An 18,750-nucleotide genomic window follows, 5' to 3' on the forward strand; every position below is an offset into this window, starting at 1 on the left:
TTTGTTTATGTGATCTAAACATCTTTTTATCAATAAAATAAAACAACAAAGTTTGTTTCAATTAACAAACAGTTTTTGCGAAGGAGAAATTATAGAGATTGAGGAGCTACAAGGGATACTTGAGCTTGTGTCACATGAAAAATGCAGGATGTTGTGCTGCGGTGATCTGGACAAATAGTAGAAGTTGTAACCACTTGCCCTAAAGAGTTTGAGAGTTGCAGAAGCTGATCTAAACGCTGTTGATCTAGACAAGCATGGATGTCATCCATGCACAGAATAGGATGGATACAAAACTCTTCTTGAAGATACACGCATTCAGCAAATCGAAGAACGGCTAAAAGCGAATGTTTTTGGCCTTCGCTGGAAAATTTAGCGACAGGAAGATCATTGATAGTTAGAAGGAGTTCGTCCCGATGGGGCCCTACCATAGTATAGCCAAGATCGAGGTCCTTAGTATTTGCTATGCGAAGTTGTTCGTAGTAATTACTCGCTATGTCATTGAGGGTAGGGGATTCCTCTGTAATGAGAGAACTCTCATAACGAAGAGATAGAGTCTCTTTTAACGTATTATCCCAAAGAGTTTGAAAGATCGTATTTAGCTTTTTAGTACATTCATTGCGTAAGAAGGCTACCAGACTACCATAAGCAATCAATGGGGAATTCCATGCAGAAATAGCTTTCTGATTCTGAGCTTTAATAGAAGCGTTACGCTGGTCTAAAGCTTTGTGGTAGAGAGAAATATGCTCGGTGTATTTATCTGAAGCTTGTGCTAGTAAGAGGTCTAAAAAACGACGACGTTCTGAAGGGGAGCCTTCAATAATTGCTATGTCTTTGATGGAAAACAAAATAACAGGAAATAACCCTACTAGCTCAGAGAGTTTCGTAATAGGAGCTCCGTCAAACAGGATCTTCTTCCCTTTTTTATCCACTTGAATAGAAAGAGTATGAAAAACCTCTTTATGCGAGAACACAGCTTCTATAAAAAAGTGGGATGCTCCAAAACGTATGGCATCGGTCAGTCGACTAGTTCGAAAAGACCTACCTAGTGATAGAATGTACAGAGCCTCAAGAAGATTCGTCTTTCCTTGTGCATTAAGACCGAAGATGGAATTCATCTCCGGTCCTAATTCTAAACGAAGATCTGTATAATTTCTGAAATCCTTAAGAAATAAAGAAAGAACTCGCATTAATCGTCATGTAATCTCATAGGCATGATGACAAACAAGCTGCGAGTGGAGTCTGTAATGATTCCTGGATTGTAAGAATCTGAGATACCTAATTGAACAAGTTCATCACGGCTGTGTTTCAGGATGTCTAAGAAGAAGAAAGGATTAAAGGCTATTTCTAGGGTTTCACCAGTATAATTGACAGCCATACTTACCTTGCCTTCTCCTACTTTTGTGCAGTTGGCTGTAAGAGTTAGTTCTCCAGGTGAGAAGCTAAATTTGACAGAATGCGAAGACTCATTAGTGAAAAGGGCCACTTGTTTGAGAAGGGAGATCAGTTCTTCACGATGTAGATCTAATTGTACACTGCTATGAGTGGAGATCACAGGGGAAAAGTCCGGGAATTCACCAGAAAGGAGTTTGGTTACTAATAGTGTATTTCCACATTCGACAGCGATTTTAGTTTGATCTAAGAAAATAGTGGATTGAACATCTTCCGAAGACATGCGAATAATTTCTTCGACGGCTTTGATAGGGATGATATAGTCTCCTGAAAAACTAGGATCTAAAGAAATCTCTGTATCGATCTTAGCTAACCGTTTCCCATCAGTTCCCACGACTGTCATAGTTCCATTCGCAATAGAAAGTAAAACGCCAGTGAGTACATAGCGACTCTCTTCTCTGGATACAGCAAAAGAGGTTCTTTGGAACATGTCTTTTAATCGCTCAGAATCCAGAGTGAAACGCAGAGCATTTTGCATATCAGGAAGCATAGGGAAATCTTCTTTCCCCATACTTAACAGGCGAAAACAGGAAGAACCCGACGTGATTGTCGCCATTTCTCCAGAATGAGCTGCTACTTCAATATTTGCCTCTGTTAACTCACGAATGAGTTGGAAGAATCTTCGAGAAGGGATGGTAACAGATCCAGACTCATAGACCTTTGCTTTAACAACACAACGAGTGCTGACCGTCAGGTCTGTAGCCGTGAAAACCAACTCGTCGTTACAGCTTTCAATGAGTACATGAGTCAATACTGGAATTGGCGTGCTTTGTGGAACGACATTCTGAACTTTTTTAATTAGATTTCCTAATTCATTGCGGGAGATAACGAATTTCATTATTTTCCTGTAATCATGTAAGTCTGTTTGGAATGAATAACCATGTTTTGTGACATGGAAGCAAGTAAGTCGTCTCTCGGGGCTAGCTTTAGTAAAAAATATATTGACAAAAGACGGATTTGAAAAAGCCCCATGAAGGCGGAAATTCACATGGTACTTGCTGATTAGGATTATTATCAATGACAAAGGAAGAATCCTTTTAAGGAGAGAGGGGCATACGGTTCTTTCAAGAAGAAGCCCTTTTTGCTATACTCTCCTTAGTTTTTAAGAGGTAAAAACATGGGCGTTAAGGAAATTGTTTCGAATCGCAAAGCTTTTCATCATTACGAGGTTTTAGAGACCTTGGATGCAGGGATTGTTTTAACAGGAACAGAAATTAAATCTCTGCGAGATCATGGTGGAAATTTGGGGGATGCTTATGTGACGATCTCTAAGGGAGAAGCTTGGCTATTACAGTCAAGTATAGCTCCATATCGGTTTGGGAATATCAATAATCATGAAGAGCGCCGCAAGCGCAAACTTCTTTTACATAAGTACGAGATTCACAAACTAGACGCTCGCATTTCTCAAAAGGGATTGACGGTTGTGCCGCTTAGCTTTTTCTTTTCTAAAGGATTTGTCAAGGTGCGTATTGGCTGTTGCCGAGGGAAGAAAGCTCATGATAAGCGGCAGTCTATCATTGAACGAGAAAAGAATCGTGAATTGGCTGCAGCTATGAAACGTTCTTATCGGTAATATATGCGCAAAGATGTTTCTTATTTGCCCAGTCAAGAGCTTCTTGTTTAGAGGAGAAGGTCGTCAGTGCAGTAGCCATAGCATCCGCAAAGGCGCAGCTTTCGTTGATCACGGAAACTGCAAGGATGGGATGGCTGCTATCTTCTAGAGGAGTTCCCGTTAACGGGTCAAGAATGTGGGTGTAGGTTTTGTTGTCCACATGCCATCGTTGATATTGACTCCCGCTCGTCGCTATAGCATGATCATGCAGATGAAGAATTTCTGGGGTAGCTGATGAAGCGACAGCCCAAGATCTTCCGGAAGGATGTTTCCCTCTGGTTTTGATTTCTCCTCCCCATTCTACGTAGTAATTTTGACAGAATTGAGCACAAGCTGTTCCTAATAGATCTACAGCAAAACCTTTTACAGTTCCGCAGAGATCTAATTGGACGAGAGGCGAAAGTTTCCTTAAAGTTTGCTGAGTTTTATCAAGAGAAATCAGATGCCATCCAGAGCTGTGTTTGTAGAGGTGTTGGAGCTCTTGAGAAGGGATGGTATGGGATTTTAGGTGCAGTAGCCATAAGCTTTTTAAAGCGCCTAAGGTGGGATCAAAACGGCCATCAGAGAAGGCGTGGAAATGGTCTATTTCGCGTAGAAAAGCAAAGAGTGCTGGCGATAAGGGGATAGGGGTTTGTTTTGTGGTGCGATTAATACGGGAAATTTCGGATAGAGGATTCCAATTATTAAAAGTTTGATCGATATGATCAAACACTCGATCAATTTCCTTTTGCGCTTGTTGGAATGCATCTGGAGAAAGTGCTTCTCCAAATACAATGCGATAAGGAATTGTCATACGGACCCCTTCAAGAGTAGTTCTTGAAGGAGCTGAACAGGATTGGAGGAAGAAGGGGGCTAGGATCAGGAGGTATGACGCAAAAAACTTTCCCATGTATTTCTCATTAGCATAGCGACGGTCATTGGGCCAACTCCACCAGGGACAGGAGTAATGGCTCGGCAAACAGGTACAACATTGTTAAAATCGACATCTCCTACAAGGATATAACCTTTAGGATTCGCTGCAGGGATTCTTGAGGTACCGACATCCATGATCACCGTTTTTTCTGCAATCATCTCTTTATTTACAAAGAGTGGTACTCCAATAGCTGAAATGAGAATATCTGCAGTCCTAGTGATCTCGGTAAGATGCTCAGATTGGCTATGAAGGAGAGTGACACTAGCATTAGTATCTGCATGTCTTTGCATAAGTAAGGCCGCTAAAGGTTTACCTACGATATTGCTACGTCCTAAGATAACAACGTGCTTTCCATGGAGAGGGATCTCATAATATTTGCACAGTTCTACAATTCCAGCAGGAGTGCATGGGATAAATCCATCTGTTTCTCCAAGAAGTAGTTTCCCTACATTGACAGGGTGTAGTCCATCGACGTCTTTGTCAGGGGTGATAGTGGAAAGAATAGCTTGAGCGTCTAAATGTTTGGGTAGGGGGAGTTGAACAAGGATTCCGTGGATGTTCTCATCATTATTGAGTTGGTGGATGAGCGCTAAAATGTCGGATAGTGTGGCATCCGAGGGCTTGCGATAGGATTTAGACACCATCCCCAAATCCGTAGCACGCTTGATTTTCATATTCACATAGATTTCTGAGGCCGGATTATTTCCTATCAACACAACAGCAAGACCAGGAGCTTTGGAGCAGGCTCGGATATTTTCCTTGATTGTTGCTAAAATATGGTCAGCTGCTGGCGCACCCTTTAATAACATGCACAAATACTTAGTTAAATGGTTTCACATAGGTTGTTTAGAGGGAAAGAGTCTAGACCTCTCTTGATCAGTTTACAAAAGCTGATGAATTTTTAAAACTAGAAGACTGAAAGAGAATCAGATCTGAGGAGTGAAAGACTTTTTATGAGCCAGAAGACTGAGAAGCGCCCCGTAAGGTAGATCCACCATGAGAACGTGTTGTAAATCGGCAAGAAGGGCTGTGTTATATAGGCATAGAGGGCGATTGAAGAATGCTAGAACGGGGTAAGAGAGAAAATAGAACGTTAGGGAAAATAGAGCACTGATGAGAGGGAACGAGATCCAACGTTCTTTAATAAAGAATCTTTGTGTTTTGTACAGGATAAGAGAGGTGCTCACATACAGAAAAGCTTGGATGCCCATAAAGCAGGTGGAGCCTATATCACAAAGCAGACCCGAGAGCATAGCCCAAAGCAGCACGCGTTCTTTAGGTTGGGAATAGAAAGTAGTGACAATCAAAGGAGCAAAGTACACTGGTCGCCATTCAGGGAAATAGCGAGGGAATGAGAGAAAACTGACCAAAGAGACTAGGAGTAGAGTGGCTTGGGAGAGATTCTCGAAGAATGTTTTGATGAGCGTTGGGAAAGGAATATTGCGGAGAGGAATATAGGCCTCAATGGGTTAGTGTCAGCATCGCCGGACTATAAAAGATAGAATGATTTACAGCAATATAGAGGGATAACGGCAAGGATTGTTAATAATTTAATGTTCCTATCAATTGTTTTATGGTTTATGAAAAACAATTTTTTAATTTAAAATTAGAATAGATTTTGAAATAAATTATTCTGGTTTCTGCTCATGAAAAAAAGAAGCAGTCGCAAGCTAGCTCAAGTGATTGGGCGTAAGACGGGAAACTATTTCCCAGCTTCTATTGAAGGCGAAACCAAGAAAGAGCACAAACATCATTACAGCACAGCCTCAAAAGAAAAAGAGTCTCTACGAAAAAGAGCGAAAGAGTTCGATGTGCTAGTACATTCGTTATTAGATAAACACGTTCCTCAAAATTCTGACCAAGTTTTGATTTTTACGTACCAGAATGGCTTTGTGGAGACAGACTTTCATAATTTTGGGCGATATTCTGTGAAACTGTAGTGGGGGAGAAAGATCAAATAAAAAACTAATAAGTGGGATTAACCCAAAATGGAAAGATGGGGAGCCTGGGTGTATATATTGGTCTCAAAGACCGCCCAGTAATAAAGATCTCCAAAATCTTTATCACTGAGCGGTTAGGCATGAGTGCCTGCTTGGGGCTACAGAGATGCACTTTATTGCATCTACCCGCTTTTCTTTTCCGTCTAACCTATTTTTTGGTTTTTTTCGCAAGGCCCATAGCCTTGCGTTTTTTTTGTCCAAATGTTTTTATTCCGATCTTTTGTTTTAATTTCATAATTCACTGTTTCAGTTTAAAATTATTATTACCCATTCATTGGTTTTTTGTTTTTTAGGAAAAAATCATGTCAATTTCTGGAAGTGGTAATGTATCTCCTGCAACTCCTGATTTTGACCCATCCATCTTGATGGGAAGACAGGCGGCATCAGCTCATGCAGCCAAAGAGGCCTCCGGAGCATCCAAGGCTACGGAAACGTCTGCTGCAGAACAACAAGCGTTAATTAGTTCTGGAACGGAACTAGACTATGTCACGGATTTGCAGCAAAGCGAGGGTAAATACAAAAAGACCCTCGATAAGACTTCGAAATCTCCTAAAACAAAATTAAAAGGGAATTTTTCCAAAGTACGTGCAGGTACTAAAGGATTCCTTACAGGATTTGGAACGCGAGCTTCTCGTATTTCTGCTCGTAAGGCAGAAAATAATGGAGAAGGGATGTCTATGATCCCCAGCCAGATGGAATATGTGAAGAAAAAAGGGAATCGGGTTTCTCCTGAAATGCAAAATTTTTATCTTGGAGCTTCAGGATTATGGAGTCCAACGTCTGATGTTTCTTCTATAACGGAAAATTGTTTGGGAGCTACTGCCCTGTCAACAACCCCTTTATTGACGACTATGCAAGATCCTGTGTCTATAGAGCATCTATCATCTGGAGAAATCACTGCATTAGCTTCGTTTAATCCTAATGTTCGTACAGCTTCTTTGAATGAGCAGACAATTAATGCTTGGACAGAAGCTAGGTTGGGAGGAGAAATGGTTTCCACTCTCTTAGACCCCAATATTGAGACGTCTTCTCTTCTACGTCGAGCTCCTACCGTAAGTAACGAAGGGATGGTCGATGTTTCGGATATGGGAAACCAGACTACAAGTTTATCCATGGAAGGATTAGTAAATACTGTTGTTGATGATCCAGCTTCTGCAGAAGAAGAAAAAAAGACTGGAGAGCTCTCTTTGGAAGAGATGGCAGCCATGGCAAAAATGATAGCAGCGCTATTAAGCTCTGGTCAAGGGATGGCAGTTTTTATAGCTTCTTCCAATCCTAGTTCAGGCTTAACACAATTTCCTGAACCTAAGTTCTCAGGAACTATCCCACATTATTTTTCTAAAAAGGAAGATAGCGAAACCATTTGGGGATTGGATTCTCAGATAGGAAGCATAGCGTTTGATACACGGAGAGAAAATAATGCGTCCCCCTTACCGACAACAAGCTTGCACGAGGAGGCTTCTTATAGGTTCCCTGTAGGAGAAGCTCCTTTGGATGTTAATGAAATCCCTTTTGCTGTTCAACATAGTACGGTATTTTCAGAGGAGACTGCGAATACAGAACAAGCTCTTATTCAGAATGAGAGTTTGGGAGAGATACCAGTTTCTGCTGAGGTAGTAGGACAAGATACGGTTAGTTCGGCTTACCAGTTTCCTTCCCATTTAGGGATGGCCGTGTTAGCCTCGGTTCCTCTTTCTACAGAGGATTATAAGACTGCAGTAGAACATCGTAAAGGTCCTGGAGGACCTCCAGACCCATTGATTTATCAATACCGAAATGTGGCTGTTGATCCCGCCATTATTTTTCAATCACCGTCTCCATTCAGTGTTTCTTCGCGTTTTTCCGTGCAAGGTAAGCCGGAAGCTGTAGCTGTATACAATGATGATCAAGAAGAAGCTGCAGGTGGAAATCGAGATAGTGATGAAGGGAAAGACCAAGAGCAGGATAAAACGAGAGAAACAGAGGATGCAGGAGGCGATTCATGAGAATAATCCCTTTTGATCCTTATGGATCCATGGCTTTTCAAGCGATAGCGAAAGATCCTCAAGAGCGAAAGAATGGGAGCATATCAGAGAAAATTTCAGAAGAGATTGCTCGTAATGAAGCTTTACGCATGGCTTTATTGGCTATTGCCGATCAAGAAGATAAAGAAAAAAAACAAAAGCATCGGTTCAAAATCTTAACCAAAAAACAAACCAGGATATTGCTTGGTCAGCTACGTCATTTCCGATTGGATTTCCAAAAACTGCAAGCAGGAGTTGTCATCGAGTGGTCTTGGGATGATAAATCCGAGCGCTCTAAGTCATTAGGATCTCGGATTACCAGAAAATCTAAGAAAACGATCTGTATTAGCGCTGCTGCAGCACAAGCTATTGCTCATGCCGCAGAGGCTTGGGTGATTGCCCGCAATGAAGGAATCTTGGAGATGACGTTGTCACTATTCCAACATAAAGACAACGAATAATCTTGCAATCCAATCAAGCAGCTTGTTTTTTTTCGCTAGGAGGGAACGGAATGATTAAAGGATCTTTTTCTTTTTCCTCTTGATCTGGGGAGTAATACAAAGCACACTCTCTTACTAATCCTTCCCATATCGCCTGTATTTTGCTTTGCTGTTTTTCTGTCAGATTTTCAATGACAATCATGTCTTCTGTATTAATAAGGAAGCCATTCTCAGACCAATTGACAGATCCTGTAATTAGCGTCTTTTTATCGAAAATGCCAAATTTATGATGTAGTTGGTACGGGGTTACCTTTTCATAAATAGAGAGACTAGGATGTTCCAATTGCTTAATTTGCTGTACGGTAAAGGATTTGTATCCTTTGTCGACGAGGATCACTACATCAACACCACAGTTTTGTGCGGCATTCAATTCAGCAATAATCTGAGGTAAAGTGAGAGCAAACATACCTACTTGGATGGATTCTTTCGCTGATCGAATATGGTGAAGAACTGTTTCTAGAGCAGCAGAACTCCCCCCATCAAAGGAAAAATACTCGATGAGTTGATTGTTAATAAAGCACCGACCAGAGGTTTGCGTTTTAATAAAATGACAAATTTCTGCGCTTTTTAATCCAATTATTAGGTTAGCGCTCTTCTCTAACGAAGCTAATGTAAAATTAGCAGATCCGATCCAAGCGAGTTCTCCATCTATTGCCATAGTTTTTTGATGCATGAGTTTTCTGTGCATGGGAGGATGTTCTCCCAAGGTAAGATAGGGAGACTGAGAGAACTCCGCATTTTTAGAGATACGTTGGTAATGAATACATACAGGAATGCGAGCGGACACTTGTTTTTTCAAACTTATCGTGATAGCGGGAGCAGATAGGTCATAAATACTGAGAAAAATATCTTTTTTTGCAGAGTCTATCGCATCACATAGTATTTGCGTTACATTGTCTCCACACTGTTTGGTGAAGATAACAGGTTCCTTGGATTCAATAAGCGTTTGGAAGGTATCAGCAGATTGAGTCGGGGCTGGGGCTTTTAGTAAAAATCCTCCAACAAAAAGGGAAACTAAGCTGAACATTATTTTGGAAATAAGGTGTTTTGTTTTTTTCATTTGATTGTGTTTAGCTCCTTGACACCTCGATAAGGTGCTGTTTTTAATCTACTCATGAATAGTTATTACTAACATGATTTTTTACGGCTATTTATTTTCTTTTAATTAAAAACAAAACAAAAAATCTATTTTCCAATCTGTTTTTAAACAAAAAACAATAAAAAGGTTATTATGGGAAATAGCTATGCCAGCGAGAAGAAACAAGATTTTGCGTTGCCTCATCAGCTTCGACTTCCTTAGGATAAGGAGGTTTCATGAGGGCATTCAGGATCATGGGGGGGGTGTAACTCACCTTGTGATTAGTGATTTGACTTACAGGGATGTGTAAATCTGTTGCAGGAGAAGATCGTGTAAATGTTCTCCATATAAATTCTTTCGTACTAGAGAGAGCACTGGATAGATCTTCCACTAAAATAACAAGAGGCCAATCTGCTAAATGGGGTTCCTTGAGTAGAGCGGGGATATCTAGCTGCTGTAGAGAAGTTTCTAAAACTAAACAACCTCTACAGAAAACTCCTATTTGAGATATTCCAGGAAGAGAAGGGCCTCGATACCGTCTGGGTAAAGAGCGGATGGGAGCTCCCACGCCTAAAAAAATACCTTTGGATCCTTTATTGAATCCGCTACCTGTATAATCCAGGGTATCATTCGCAGTCTCCGAAAGGATAAGAAGATCGCGGTCAAAATTCATGCGTTCTAAAACGCATTCTAACAAGCTAGGAAAGTTTTCTAAATCTACGGATTGATCTGTAATCCATAGAAACTTTGTTAAGGAGAGTTGTCCCTCTCCAAGTATTCGCAAAGCAGAGCGTAGAGCTTCCTTCCAGTAACGTTCTTTAACTATAGCTGCAGCCAGAGCGTGGAACCCGGCTTCTCCATAGCTTTTTAGGTCCTGAACTCCAGGCATGATCAGAGGGAAGAGAGGAGAAAGTAGTTCTTGAAGCTTATTTCCCAAGAAAAAATCTTCTTGGAAAGGTTTTCCTACAACAGTCGCAGGATAGATAGCATCTTTCTTATGATATAAGCAGTTGCATTTAAAGATCGGGAAATCATGTGTTAAACTATAGTATCCGAAATGATCTCCGAAAGGACCTTCTGGACGACGTTCGCCTGCAACGGCCTCGCCTGTAAGAATGAATTCAGAATCACATAGCAGAGGGTGCCCTGACTGCGGATGCTTCTCTACAAAGCTAAGCTTTTTATTTTGTAAAAAAGAACAAAATAAAAGCTCTGGAACATTCTCTGGAAGAGGGGCAATAGCAGATAGGATCAAAAAAGGATTCCCAGATAGGAACACTGTGACAGGAAGATTTTGTTTTTTTTGCTCAGCTTCAAAGAAATGGGCTCCACCACCTTTTTGAATTTGGAAATGTAATCCCAAAGTCTCTTTATCGAAGCGCTGCATACGATACATCCCTAAATTAGGGACGCCATTCTCAGGAGATTGGGTGTACACCAAAGGAAGTGTTAAAAAAGGGCCGCCATCTTCTGGCCAGCTGGTAAGCATAGGAAGCTGGGAGAGATTAGGAGCATCTTGATAAAGAAAAGGGGAGGGGCGTAAATGGCGTTTACGCATTCCTAATGCAGAGATTCCACGCTTGAAAAGAGAGCGGTGCTTCCACAAAGAAGAAAAAGAAGGGGGAGAAGATAGTAAGTGAATAATTTGTTCAAAAAGATCTGAAGAGAGATCTGGGAACAGTAGGTCAACACGTCTTCGAGTGCCGAATAAATTAGTGAGCACAGGGAAAGGCGATCCCTTAACTTGATGAAAAAGGAGGGCTGGTCCTTCTCTTTCTACAACACGACGATGGATTTCAGCGATCTCCAAATGGGGATCTACAGGAACATGAATATCAATGAGCTCATGTTGAGAGCGCAAATAATCCACTAAAGATCGTAAGGACAACACGTCGTAGTCTGCTTATTCGAATATTAAAAATAATTTTCCGAACTGCCCCAAAAAGGCTATGTGTCAGGGAGACAATAGATATACGCATGCTGAGGGAAAATCTTTCTCAGCATGCACATAGGAGACTAAAAACCCTTGCTTTTAGCTCTAGCAACAACCTGATCTAACCCTAGTTTATCAACAAGGCGTAAAGCTGCTGCAGAAATTTTGAGTTTGAGGAAGCGATTTTCCTCAGTAGACCATAGTCTCTTAGTCATTATATTAGGGAAGAATCGACGTTTTGTTCTTCCTGTAACTTTCAAACCGATCCCTTTTTTCTTTTTAGAAATCCCTCGGATAGCATAGCTATAACCGCGACGAGGCTTTCTTCCTGTAAGCGCACATTTTTTCGACATGACTTTCCTATATTCACTGGCCGCTATCTCTCGACAGGGCAACTGTAACAAAAAGAAACTATGTTAGACCTTTTTTAATATATCGGGAAGAAGTTTTCGTGAAAAAGTGGCAGAAAATGTGTTTCAAAATAAAAGTACTCAAGGAAACCTAAAATAGAGCCTCAAGTAAAGAATTTAGCTTAGAATGAGAGGATAAATCTTCAATAGAAGGCTTAACTCGATACACCCAATTATTTTTTGAAATAGTTCCTGGCAGATTGATTCTTTCGTAGCGAGGAGTTTTTGATATCAAATCCGGGAACAGAGCCAGATAGTCATTAATAAGATTGATGCGAAAAATAGAAGAGGTTTTGTGAGAGAGTTTCAGGATTTCGGTATGATTGTGAAGAGATAGGGTGGAAGAATAGGGGAGTCCTAAAAACTGAGCAAATAGTTTGGATTCCTGAGGAGATTCTTTCCACCATGAGGCTAATGTAGAGGAATCATGAGTAGAGAGGCTTGTGACGGATAGAGGGTCGTATTGATCGAAAGGGGTATAGGCTCCATTCCCTTCCCAGTTTCGTTCCCAACGAGGAATTCTAGTGCCGCATACGGCAAAAGACTCGAGCATACGTTTCACATCGGAAGGGATCGTTCCCAGATCTTCTCCTATAGGTAGCATAGATGAACTGGTCAAGAGGTGAGATAAGATATCTTGCCCTTGAGCTAGATAGTTTTTCGGATCATGAGGTTCAAAGCGTCCGCATCCAGACTCATCCCATACCCAAAATCGAAAGAGACCGACGACATGATCAAGACGGTATAAAGAGTAAAAATTCTCCGCATAACGTAAGCGCTCCTTCCACCAGAGGTAGTTATCTTGTTGCAAAGTTTTCATATTATAAATGGGGAGATGCCAGTTCTGACCTTCCGCATTATACAGGTCAGGAGGAGCACCTACAGATTCTGAAGAGGAAAAGTAATGCCTATAAAACCAGACATCGCAGCTATCTTTACTGATTAGAATAGGGATATCCCCTTTGATGAGACAGCTTTTGCAATTGGCATGCTCCCGCACTTGTGTCATCTGTTGGAAGCACAAATACTGTAGATAAGAGTGAAATTGTATATCTTCCGCAAAAGTACGTTCATGCTCGGTAATCTGGGAGAGATCTGTGTAGGTGGTTGGCCAATGATTAATAGGAAGGTTATCCAAATGTTCTCGGATAGAGCGAAAGAGAGCGTAGGGATGTAACCAATATTTTTCCTGTTCACAGAAGGCATAAAAATCAGGATGATCAGTGAGTTTTTTCTGTTTACACACGCGGTAGTACTCTTGAAAAAAATCTCTCTTCATAGAGCGAACTTTTTCATAATGTACTTGAGGAAGTTGAGAGAGTTGCTGCATTTCTCGTATGCGTGTTTCCGCAGCTGGCACTTCTTCTTTATAGGGGAGCGCAGAGATAGAAAGGTGAAGAGGATTGAGTGCTATCGAAGAAATGCTATTGTAAGGACTCGAACAGGACCCTGTATCGTTAATCGGAAGAATTTGAAGGATTTGAAAACCACACGAGATACACCAATCGATCATAGGAATCAGGTCAAGAAATTCACCTATCCCACAACTTTCTTGAGTATGGAGAGAAAATAACGGTACACATACGCCATGCTTAGGAGAAGTATCTATCTGATTCCAAATCTTTCGAATGGAAGATTGCTGGATGATACGTCGGGATTGGGATAATGATGGCATAATTTACAGGTGATACATACCTAGAGCATGTAAATCTGGAAGTTCTCCTTTTGAGATAGATTGCATCCAGATATTGGCATGCTGCGAAAAAAGAACTAAGTAACGGGCGAGCTTTTCTCCATTTAGATAGGTCATGTTAAGTCGATCACAGAGATAGAGTTGGTTAGAGATTTCACCGTATCCTAGAGTGCCTTTAATATTAGATTGCGGAGATCCATTGATAGACAAAGCAGCTTTGAAAATTTTTTGTCTAAAGGTATTCTCTGGAAGTTTTCCAAGCATGACTCCAGCAACTAAAAATCCTGAATTACCATCCTCTTCAATTTGTACAGCAACATTGTTGTATCCAAAGCGAACTATACAGGCATTATTGGAATCAGGAGTAAGAGGGCTGTTGATTTGAGTCCCTAATTCAGTAAGGAGTTGTTCAAATTGATTTTGCATAAAGGAAGCACGCTCTTTTTATTACAGTTTTTACAAGTTAGGGTGGTGGAGGCTGTGTTGAGGTAGGTGACGTTGGAATCTCAGATTGAGGTACTGGAGCATGAGGAGGCGTACTAGAGAAGGAAGATCGTGGGAAGTCACCTGGTTTAGGATAATCCTCATTATCCGCATTTATCGCATCTAGCGTATTTGTGATAACCGATGCCAGCTGCTGTTTTTTTTCAGCTCCAGAGAATATTCTAGGCGAACAGCCATTAAGAGCGCGGAAGAATAAGTTTAAAACTTCAGTTTGAGGACCAGTATCTGGGCCTACCAGTTCACTTAATGCCTTTTGAGCTTTGGAAGAGGAAGGGAATTTATCTTCTACTAATTGTAAGAAGGTTTTAGTTAAATTTCCTGTCGTTAAGGATGGAATAGGGGCATGTCCTTCATGCTTTAAGCTATTTTCCAAGTTCCCAATATTTCTATCAAAAAAGCTATCTACAGAGTGTAAGGCTTGGAGATTGCTTAGTTCCGTCATATATACTTGCAATTTTGCAGGAGGAATGGAAGGGCCCTCCGATTTTAAATCTGCTACCATGCCATTTACTAGAAACTCCATAACAGCGGTTTTCTCTGATGGCGAGTAAGAAGCAAGCATTTGACGTAAATTATCACAATTAGAGGGGGATGAGGTTACTTGGAGATATAAGGAGCGAAGCGATGAAGGAGATGTATTTGCTCTGGAAGCAAAGGTTTCTGAAGCTAACAGAACATTGCGTCCTCCAACAATCGCCTGAGGATTCTGGCTCATCAGTTGATGCTTTGCCTGAATGAGAGCGGACTTAAGTTTCCTATCAGAGGGAGCTGTTTGAATTAGATAATCAAGAGCTAGATCCTTTATTGTGGGATCAGAAAATTTACTTGTGAGCGCATCGAGAATTTCTCCAGGAGAAGAATCATCATCGAACGAATTTTTCAATCCTCGAAAATCTTCTCCGGAGACTTCGGAAAGATCTTCTGTGAAACGATCTTCAAGAGGAGTATCGCCTTTTTCCTCTGTGCTCTCGGATTTCTTTTCTGCTTTATCCGCTGTTGGTTTGCGACGAGCTTCTAATGATTCAAACTTCTCTTCTTTTTTTTTGATTCGGGTTGCAGCTGCAGGATTTATGAGATCCTCACATCCTTTGAGCATACTTGCCTCAGAAGCTTCCTGAGAGCCGATAACCTCTTGTGCATCTTGAGTAGCTGCAGCAGCTTGTGCTCGCGCAACGTCTACTGTTTGGGTGCTGCCTAGCCCTCCAGCTCCTCCTGATGCAGTCATCTCTTCTCACCTCACGGTTAGAAAATTTGAATTCTTCCCAAAGGCTGGATTCTAATTTCAGGTAAAACTTCTTGGTAAGAAATCACAGCGATATCAGGGAATTCTGTCTCTATCAATTTCCGTACATAGCGTCTGACATCAATTGCTGTCAACAGCACAGGAGGCTGTCCTCCAGGAGGTGTAGGAGTAATAGTCATCCGCATAGATTTTAAGATGAGGTTTACAGAATCTGGATCTAAAGCCAAATAAGATCCTGCAGAAGTTTGTTTGATTGCTCCGCGGATCATCTCTTCAATTTCAGGATCGAGCAGATATACAGAAATAGCGGATTGCCCTTGAGAGAACTTGAAGCTGATATAGAGTTTCAAGGAAGAGCGCACATATTCAGTAAGTAATACTGTATCTTTTTCCGTCTGTGCCCATTCGCTCAAAGATTCCAAAATAGTTCGTAAATCCTTAATGGATATTTGTTCTTGAACTAAACGCTTAAAGATTTCTGTAAGCTTCTGTAGAGGAATAAGACGGGTAACCTCTTTAACAAGATCAGGGAAGGAACGTTCCATAAATTCAATCATAGAGCGTACTTCCTGAATGCCTAAGAACTCTTGAGAATTTCTATGGAAGAAGTAGGACAAGTGAAGAATAATCACTTCCAAAGGAGACCAGTATTTAATCGCAGCTTTCTCTAAGATAGTGAGAGCATCTGTACTAACCCAAGTGGAAGGCAATCCTGCAGCATTTTTGTAAGTAATAAAAGGTAAGTTATACCGAGATAAGTTTTCTTCTACTTCATTTGTTAACACATGATTTGGTGGAATTTTTCCGCGAACGTAGGGAACCTCATTCAGCAGAATCATATAGTCATTACCTTCCAAGGAAGGGGAGTCTGTACGTACATGGATTCCTGGATAACGAATTCCAATATCCTGATAGAGAGCCTGACGCATTTTAGGAATCATATCATCCACAAAACTTTGCCCCGATTTGGTTCGTTGTTGGATGAGTTTAGAAAGATCTTTTCCAAGTTCAAGAATTACAGGAAGAGTCAGAGCATAATCATCAGAATTTTCTCCTGAAGCCGCAGCTCCATCAGCGGCACCTACTGTAGTAGTAGAGCTGGCTCCGCCTTTTTTCCCTGGAGAGTTTTTCTTAGTGATTAACAGAATACCTAATACTGCAAAGAGAACGGCCATTAAAGCAAATGACCATAAAGGGAAACCTTTGAAGAATCCGATTCCTAAGGTTGCGCCTGCGGATAGGAGAAGTGCCCGAGGTTCTTTAACCAACTGGCTAGAAATTTCCTTACCAAGGTTAGTGTCTTTATCACTAGATACTCGAGTGGTTACGATACCAGCTGTTAAAGAGATTAACAGAGAGGGGATTTGAGAAACTAACCCGTCACCGATCGTAATCAACGTGTAGATGTGCGCGGCTTGAGCCATCGTCATGCCCTTCATGGTCACTCCGATGACTAATCCTCCTACGATGTTAATCAAGGAGATAACAATCCCTGCGATCACGTCTCCCTTAATGAACTTCATGGCTCCGTCCATAGCTCCATAAAGTTCACTTTCTTTCTGAATCTGAGATCGCTTATCACGAGCTTGTGTCGCATCAATCATTCCTGCTCGTAGGTCGGCATCGATGGCCATCTGTTTACCAGGCATGGCATCTAATCGGAATCGAGCAGCTACCTCAGCGACCCTCTCCGCACCTTTTGTTACCACGATAAACTGAATGATGGTGATGATTAGGAAGATAATAAATCCAACGACATAGTTTCCTCCAACGACGAAGTCTCCGAAGGCTTGGATCACGTGACCAGCATAAGCATGAAGGAGAATTTGTCGGGAGGAAGAAATGTTAATCCCCAATCGGAACATTGTGGTGATTAAGAGTAAGGAGGGGAAAACAGAAAGTTGTAATGCGCTGGGAATATACAAGGCAACCATCAGCAGGAACACAGAGATCGCCAAGTTAATGGTGATCATAAAGTCCACCATAGCTGGAGGCAATGGCAAAATGATCATCAAGACCACGCCTAACATCCACATGGCGAGGATCAGGTCACTGGACTTGTTTATCATATTCAGGGCCGCATCTCCCCCGAATGTTCTACTGACAAAGTTGAGTAGCTTGTTCATTACAGATTATCGAATTGGTTAATGTTTTTATTCTCAAGGTTTTGCGCATTAAGAGAAGTGATGTAGAGAAGGATTTCCCCAACAGCTTCATATGTGGTCTCTGGAATAAACTTCAACTCTTTTCCTTCATCTAGCAGCTGGTGTGCTAAGGGAACATTCCGCATGATAGGAACTCCATATTTCTCAGCTTCCGCAATAATCCTTTTTGCTCTTAAGTTTACCCCCATAGCTATGATCCATGGAGCTTTGTATTTTTCAGGCATGTAGCCAATCGCTACAGCGATGTCTTTAGGGTTAGATACAACGGCGCTAGCATGCTTGATTTGAGAGGACGTATCCTCGTAAGCGATCTCTTGAGCAATTTGACGTCGTCGCCCTTTAATTTCAGGGTTTCCTTCTGTATCTTTGAATTCTTGTTTCACCTCAAATTTTTCCATCTTGAGTTCCTTAGCGAAACTGTGACGCTGATACACGAGGTCTATCACTGCAACCACAAGGAAAAATATGCCAATAGAAGTAACCGCTTTATATAGAATCTCTTTAAACACTTGAGCTGTAACCAGAGGAGGAATTCCTGCAGTTTCAATAACAAGTTCTACACGATTTTTTAGAACAATGTAGAGGATTAAAGCAGCTCCTGAAATCTTAAAAATAGACTTCAGTAACTCAATGAAAGTCTTTACTTTGAATTTTTGTTTCAGGTTGTCAATGGGATTGAATTTCTTTAAATCCGGTTTGAAAACTTCTGTAGAGAAGGTAGGACCAACAATTAAGAATCCTATCAACAATCCTACGAATCCCACCGCTCCTAACAAAGGAAGAGAGACCGTCAGAATCAGAATAAGGCAATTTTTTAAATAATAGACGGCTAAGTGCGGATCATGATTCTGGGGAGCTGTTTTAAAAATAGATACTAAAAAGCTTCCTAAGTGTTCAGCAAAAAATGAAGCCAAAGAAAACGTTAAGAACATGGAGACAATGAACGTAATCGCAGAAGGAAAATCTTGAGATTTGGCTACCTGCCCCTTTTTTCTAGCATCCCGAAGACGCTTGGGGGTCGCCTTTTCTGTTTTTTCGCCCATAGATGGCCAGTTGCTTAAGCGCTATAAGGAATACTTCGCAAGTTACCGTATATAAATGTTTTTCTCAAGAAAGAAGGTGGCAGATGCTCATCCCATTTATAAACAAAGAGTAAGGGGTTCTTTAGAGAACGGAATATTTTTTTTAAAGAGCGTTTTTCATGAAGCACTAATCTTGCTTTTTCTTTAGAATTTCTTTTTCCTTAA

Annotated in this window: 18 protein-coding genes; 5 read left to right on the forward strand and 13 right to left on the reverse strand. The window is 41.1% G+C overall.

The genetic code is table 11. The features are described from left to right. Positions 1 to 89: 89 nt before the first annotated feature. Positions 90 to 1,187: a DNA replication/repair protein RecF gene (recF, locus tag CTA_RS00390; RefSeq protein WP_011324552.1), complete on the reverse strand. Its 1,098-nt coding sequence runs from the start codon at positions 1,185 to 1,187 to the stop codon at positions 90 to 92. Beyond that, complete coding sequence (dnaN, locus tag CTA_RS00395) at positions 1,187 to 2,287, reverse strand: DNA polymerase III subunit beta (RefSeq protein ID WP_009871424.1); 1,101 nt, start codon at positions 2,285 to 2,287, stop codon at positions 1,187 to 1,189. The genes recF and dnaN overlap by 1 nt, the downstream gene beginning before the upstream one ends. Positions 2,288 to 2,566: 279 nt before the next feature. Between dnaN and smpB the strand changes: the two genes are divergently transcribed. Then, a complete protein-coding gene (gene smpB / locus CTA_RS00400; RefSeq protein WP_009872362.1) occupies positions 2,567 to 3,022 on the forward strand; it encodes an SsrA-binding protein in 456 nt (151 codons plus the stop codon). Here the strand turns inward: smpB and CTA_RS00405 are convergent. From CTA_RS00405 to CTA_RS00415, 3 genes are all read right to left on the reverse strand, one after another. After that, positions 3,000 to 3,950, reverse strand: a complete 951-nt coding sequence (locus CTA_RS00405; RefSeq protein ID WP_011324554.1) for an FAD:protein FMN transferase — start codon at positions 3,948 to 3,950, stop codon at positions 3,000 to 3,002. The two genes, smpB and CTA_RS00405, sit on opposite strands and share 23 nt — an antisense overlap. Further along, positions 3,920 to 4,783 carry a bifunctional methylenetetrahydrofolate dehydrogenase/methenyltetrahydrofolate cyclohydrolase FolD gene (folD, locus tag CTA_RS00410; RefSeq protein WP_009871427.1) on the reverse strand — a complete coding sequence of 288 codons (864 nt, stop codon included), beginning with the start codon at positions 4,781 to 4,783 and terminating at the stop codon, positions 3,920 to 3,922. The genes CTA_RS00405 and folD overlap by 31 nt, the downstream gene beginning before the upstream one ends. Positions 4,784 to 4,900: 117 nt before the next feature. Then, entirely contained in the window at positions 4,901 to 5,344 is a 444-nt protein-coding gene (locus CTA_RS00415) for a hypothetical protein (protein ID WP_011324555.1), read from the reverse strand. Positions 5,345 to 5,620: 276 nt separating this feature from the next. On the opposite strand from CTA_RS00415, the gene ltuB reads away from it, so the two are divergent. The 4 genes from ltuB to CTA_RS00435 are packed head-to-tail and all read left to right on the forward strand — an operon-like array spanning position 5,621 to position 8,438. Further along, entirely contained in the window at positions 5,621 to 5,914 is a 294-nt protein-coding gene (gene ltuB, locus CTA_RS00420; protein ID WP_009871429.1) for a late transcription unit protein LtuB, read from the forward strand. A gap of 56 nt (positions 5,915 to 5,970) precedes the next feature. Further along, complete coding sequence (locus CTA_RS00425) at positions 5,971 to 6,267, forward strand: hypothetical protein (RefSeq protein WP_011324556.1); 297 nt, start codon at positions 5,971 to 5,973, stop codon at positions 6,265 to 6,267. 9 nt (positions 6,268 to 6,276) lie between these two features. Beyond that, a complete protein-coding gene (locus tag CTA_RS00430) occupies positions 6,277 to 7,959 on the forward strand; it encodes a type III secretion system effector protein (protein ID WP_011324557.1) in 1,683 nt (560 codons plus the stop codon). Beyond that, positions 7,956 to 8,438: a hypothetical protein gene (locus CTA_RS00435; RefSeq protein ID WP_009871431.1), complete on the forward strand. Its 483-nt coding sequence runs from the start codon at positions 7,956 to 7,958 to the stop codon at positions 8,436 to 8,438. The genes CTA_RS00430 and CTA_RS00435 overlap by 4 nt, the downstream gene beginning before the upstream one ends. Positions 8,439 to 8,451: 13 nt before the next feature. Here CTA_RS00435 and CTA_RS00440 read toward each other — a convergent pair whose 3' ends face one another. The 8 genes from CTA_RS00440 to cdsU all read right to left on the reverse strand — a co-directional run bounded on the left by CTA_RS00440 (position 8,452) and on the right by cdsU (position 18,546). Beyond that, positions 8,452 to 9,537, reverse strand: coding sequence for a phospholipase D-like domain-containing protein (locus CTA_RS00440; protein WP_011324558.1), 1,086 nt, complete (start codon positions 9,535 to 9,537; stop codon positions 8,452 to 8,454). 169 nt (positions 9,538 to 9,706) lie between these two features. After that, positions 9,707 to 11,446 carry a menaquinone biosynthesis decarboxylase gene (locus CTA_RS00445; protein ID WP_011324559.1) on the reverse strand — a complete coding sequence of 580 codons (1,740 nt, stop codon included), beginning with the start codon at positions 11,444 to 11,446 and terminating at the stop codon, positions 9,707 to 9,709. A 125-nt stretch (positions 11,447 to 11,571) separates the two neighbouring features. Beyond that, a complete protein-coding gene (gene rpmB / locus CTA_RS00450) occupies positions 11,572 to 11,841 on the reverse strand; it encodes a 50S ribosomal protein L28 (RefSeq protein ID WP_011324560.1) in 270 nt (89 codons plus the stop codon). Positions 11,842 to 11,989: 148 nt separating this feature from the next. Further along, positions 11,990 to 13,573 (reverse strand): 4-alpha-glucanotransferase, encoded by a 1,584-nt coding sequence (locus CTA_RS00455; protein WP_009871435.1) that lies wholly within the window; start codon positions 13,571 to 13,573, stop codon positions 11,990 to 11,992. Positions 13,574 to 13,576: 3 nt separating this feature from the next. Beyond that, the gene (gene scc1, locus CTA_RS00460) at positions 13,577 to 14,017 is read right to left on the reverse strand and encodes a type III secretion system chaperone Scc1 (protein ID WP_009871436.1); all 441 of its coding nucleotides are present in this window, start codon (positions 14,015 to 14,017) and stop codon (positions 13,577 to 13,579) included. Positions 14,018 to 14,054: 37 nt separating this feature from the next. Continuing rightward, a complete protein-coding gene (copN, locus tag CTA_RS00465) occupies positions 14,055 to 15,320 on the reverse strand; it encodes a SctW family type III secretion system gatekeeper subunit CopN (protein WP_011324561.1) in 1,266 nt (421 codons plus the stop codon). Between the two features lie 17 nt (positions 15,321 to 15,337). Further along, on the reverse strand, positions 15,338 to 17,464 hold the full coding sequence (gene cdsV / locus CTA_RS00470; protein WP_009871438.1) for a SctV family type III secretion system export apparatus subunit CdsV: 2,127 nt from the start codon (positions 17,462 to 17,464) through the stop codon (positions 15,338 to 15,340). Beyond that, positions 17,464 to 18,546 (reverse strand): SctU family type III secretion system export apparatus subunit CdsU, encoded by a 1,083-nt coding sequence (cdsU, locus tag CTA_RS00475; protein WP_009871439.1) that lies wholly within the window; start codon positions 18,544 to 18,546, stop codon positions 17,464 to 17,466. The genes cdsV and cdsU overlap by 1 nt, the downstream gene beginning before the upstream one ends. Positions 18,547 to 18,750: the final 204 nt, after the last annotated feature.

Source organism: Chlamydia trachomatis A/HAR-13, assembly GCF_000012125.1.
In the GTDB taxonomy this organism is placed as follows: domain Bacteria; phylum Chlamydiota; class Chlamydiia; order Chlamydiales; family Chlamydiaceae; genus Chlamydia; species Chlamydia trachomatis.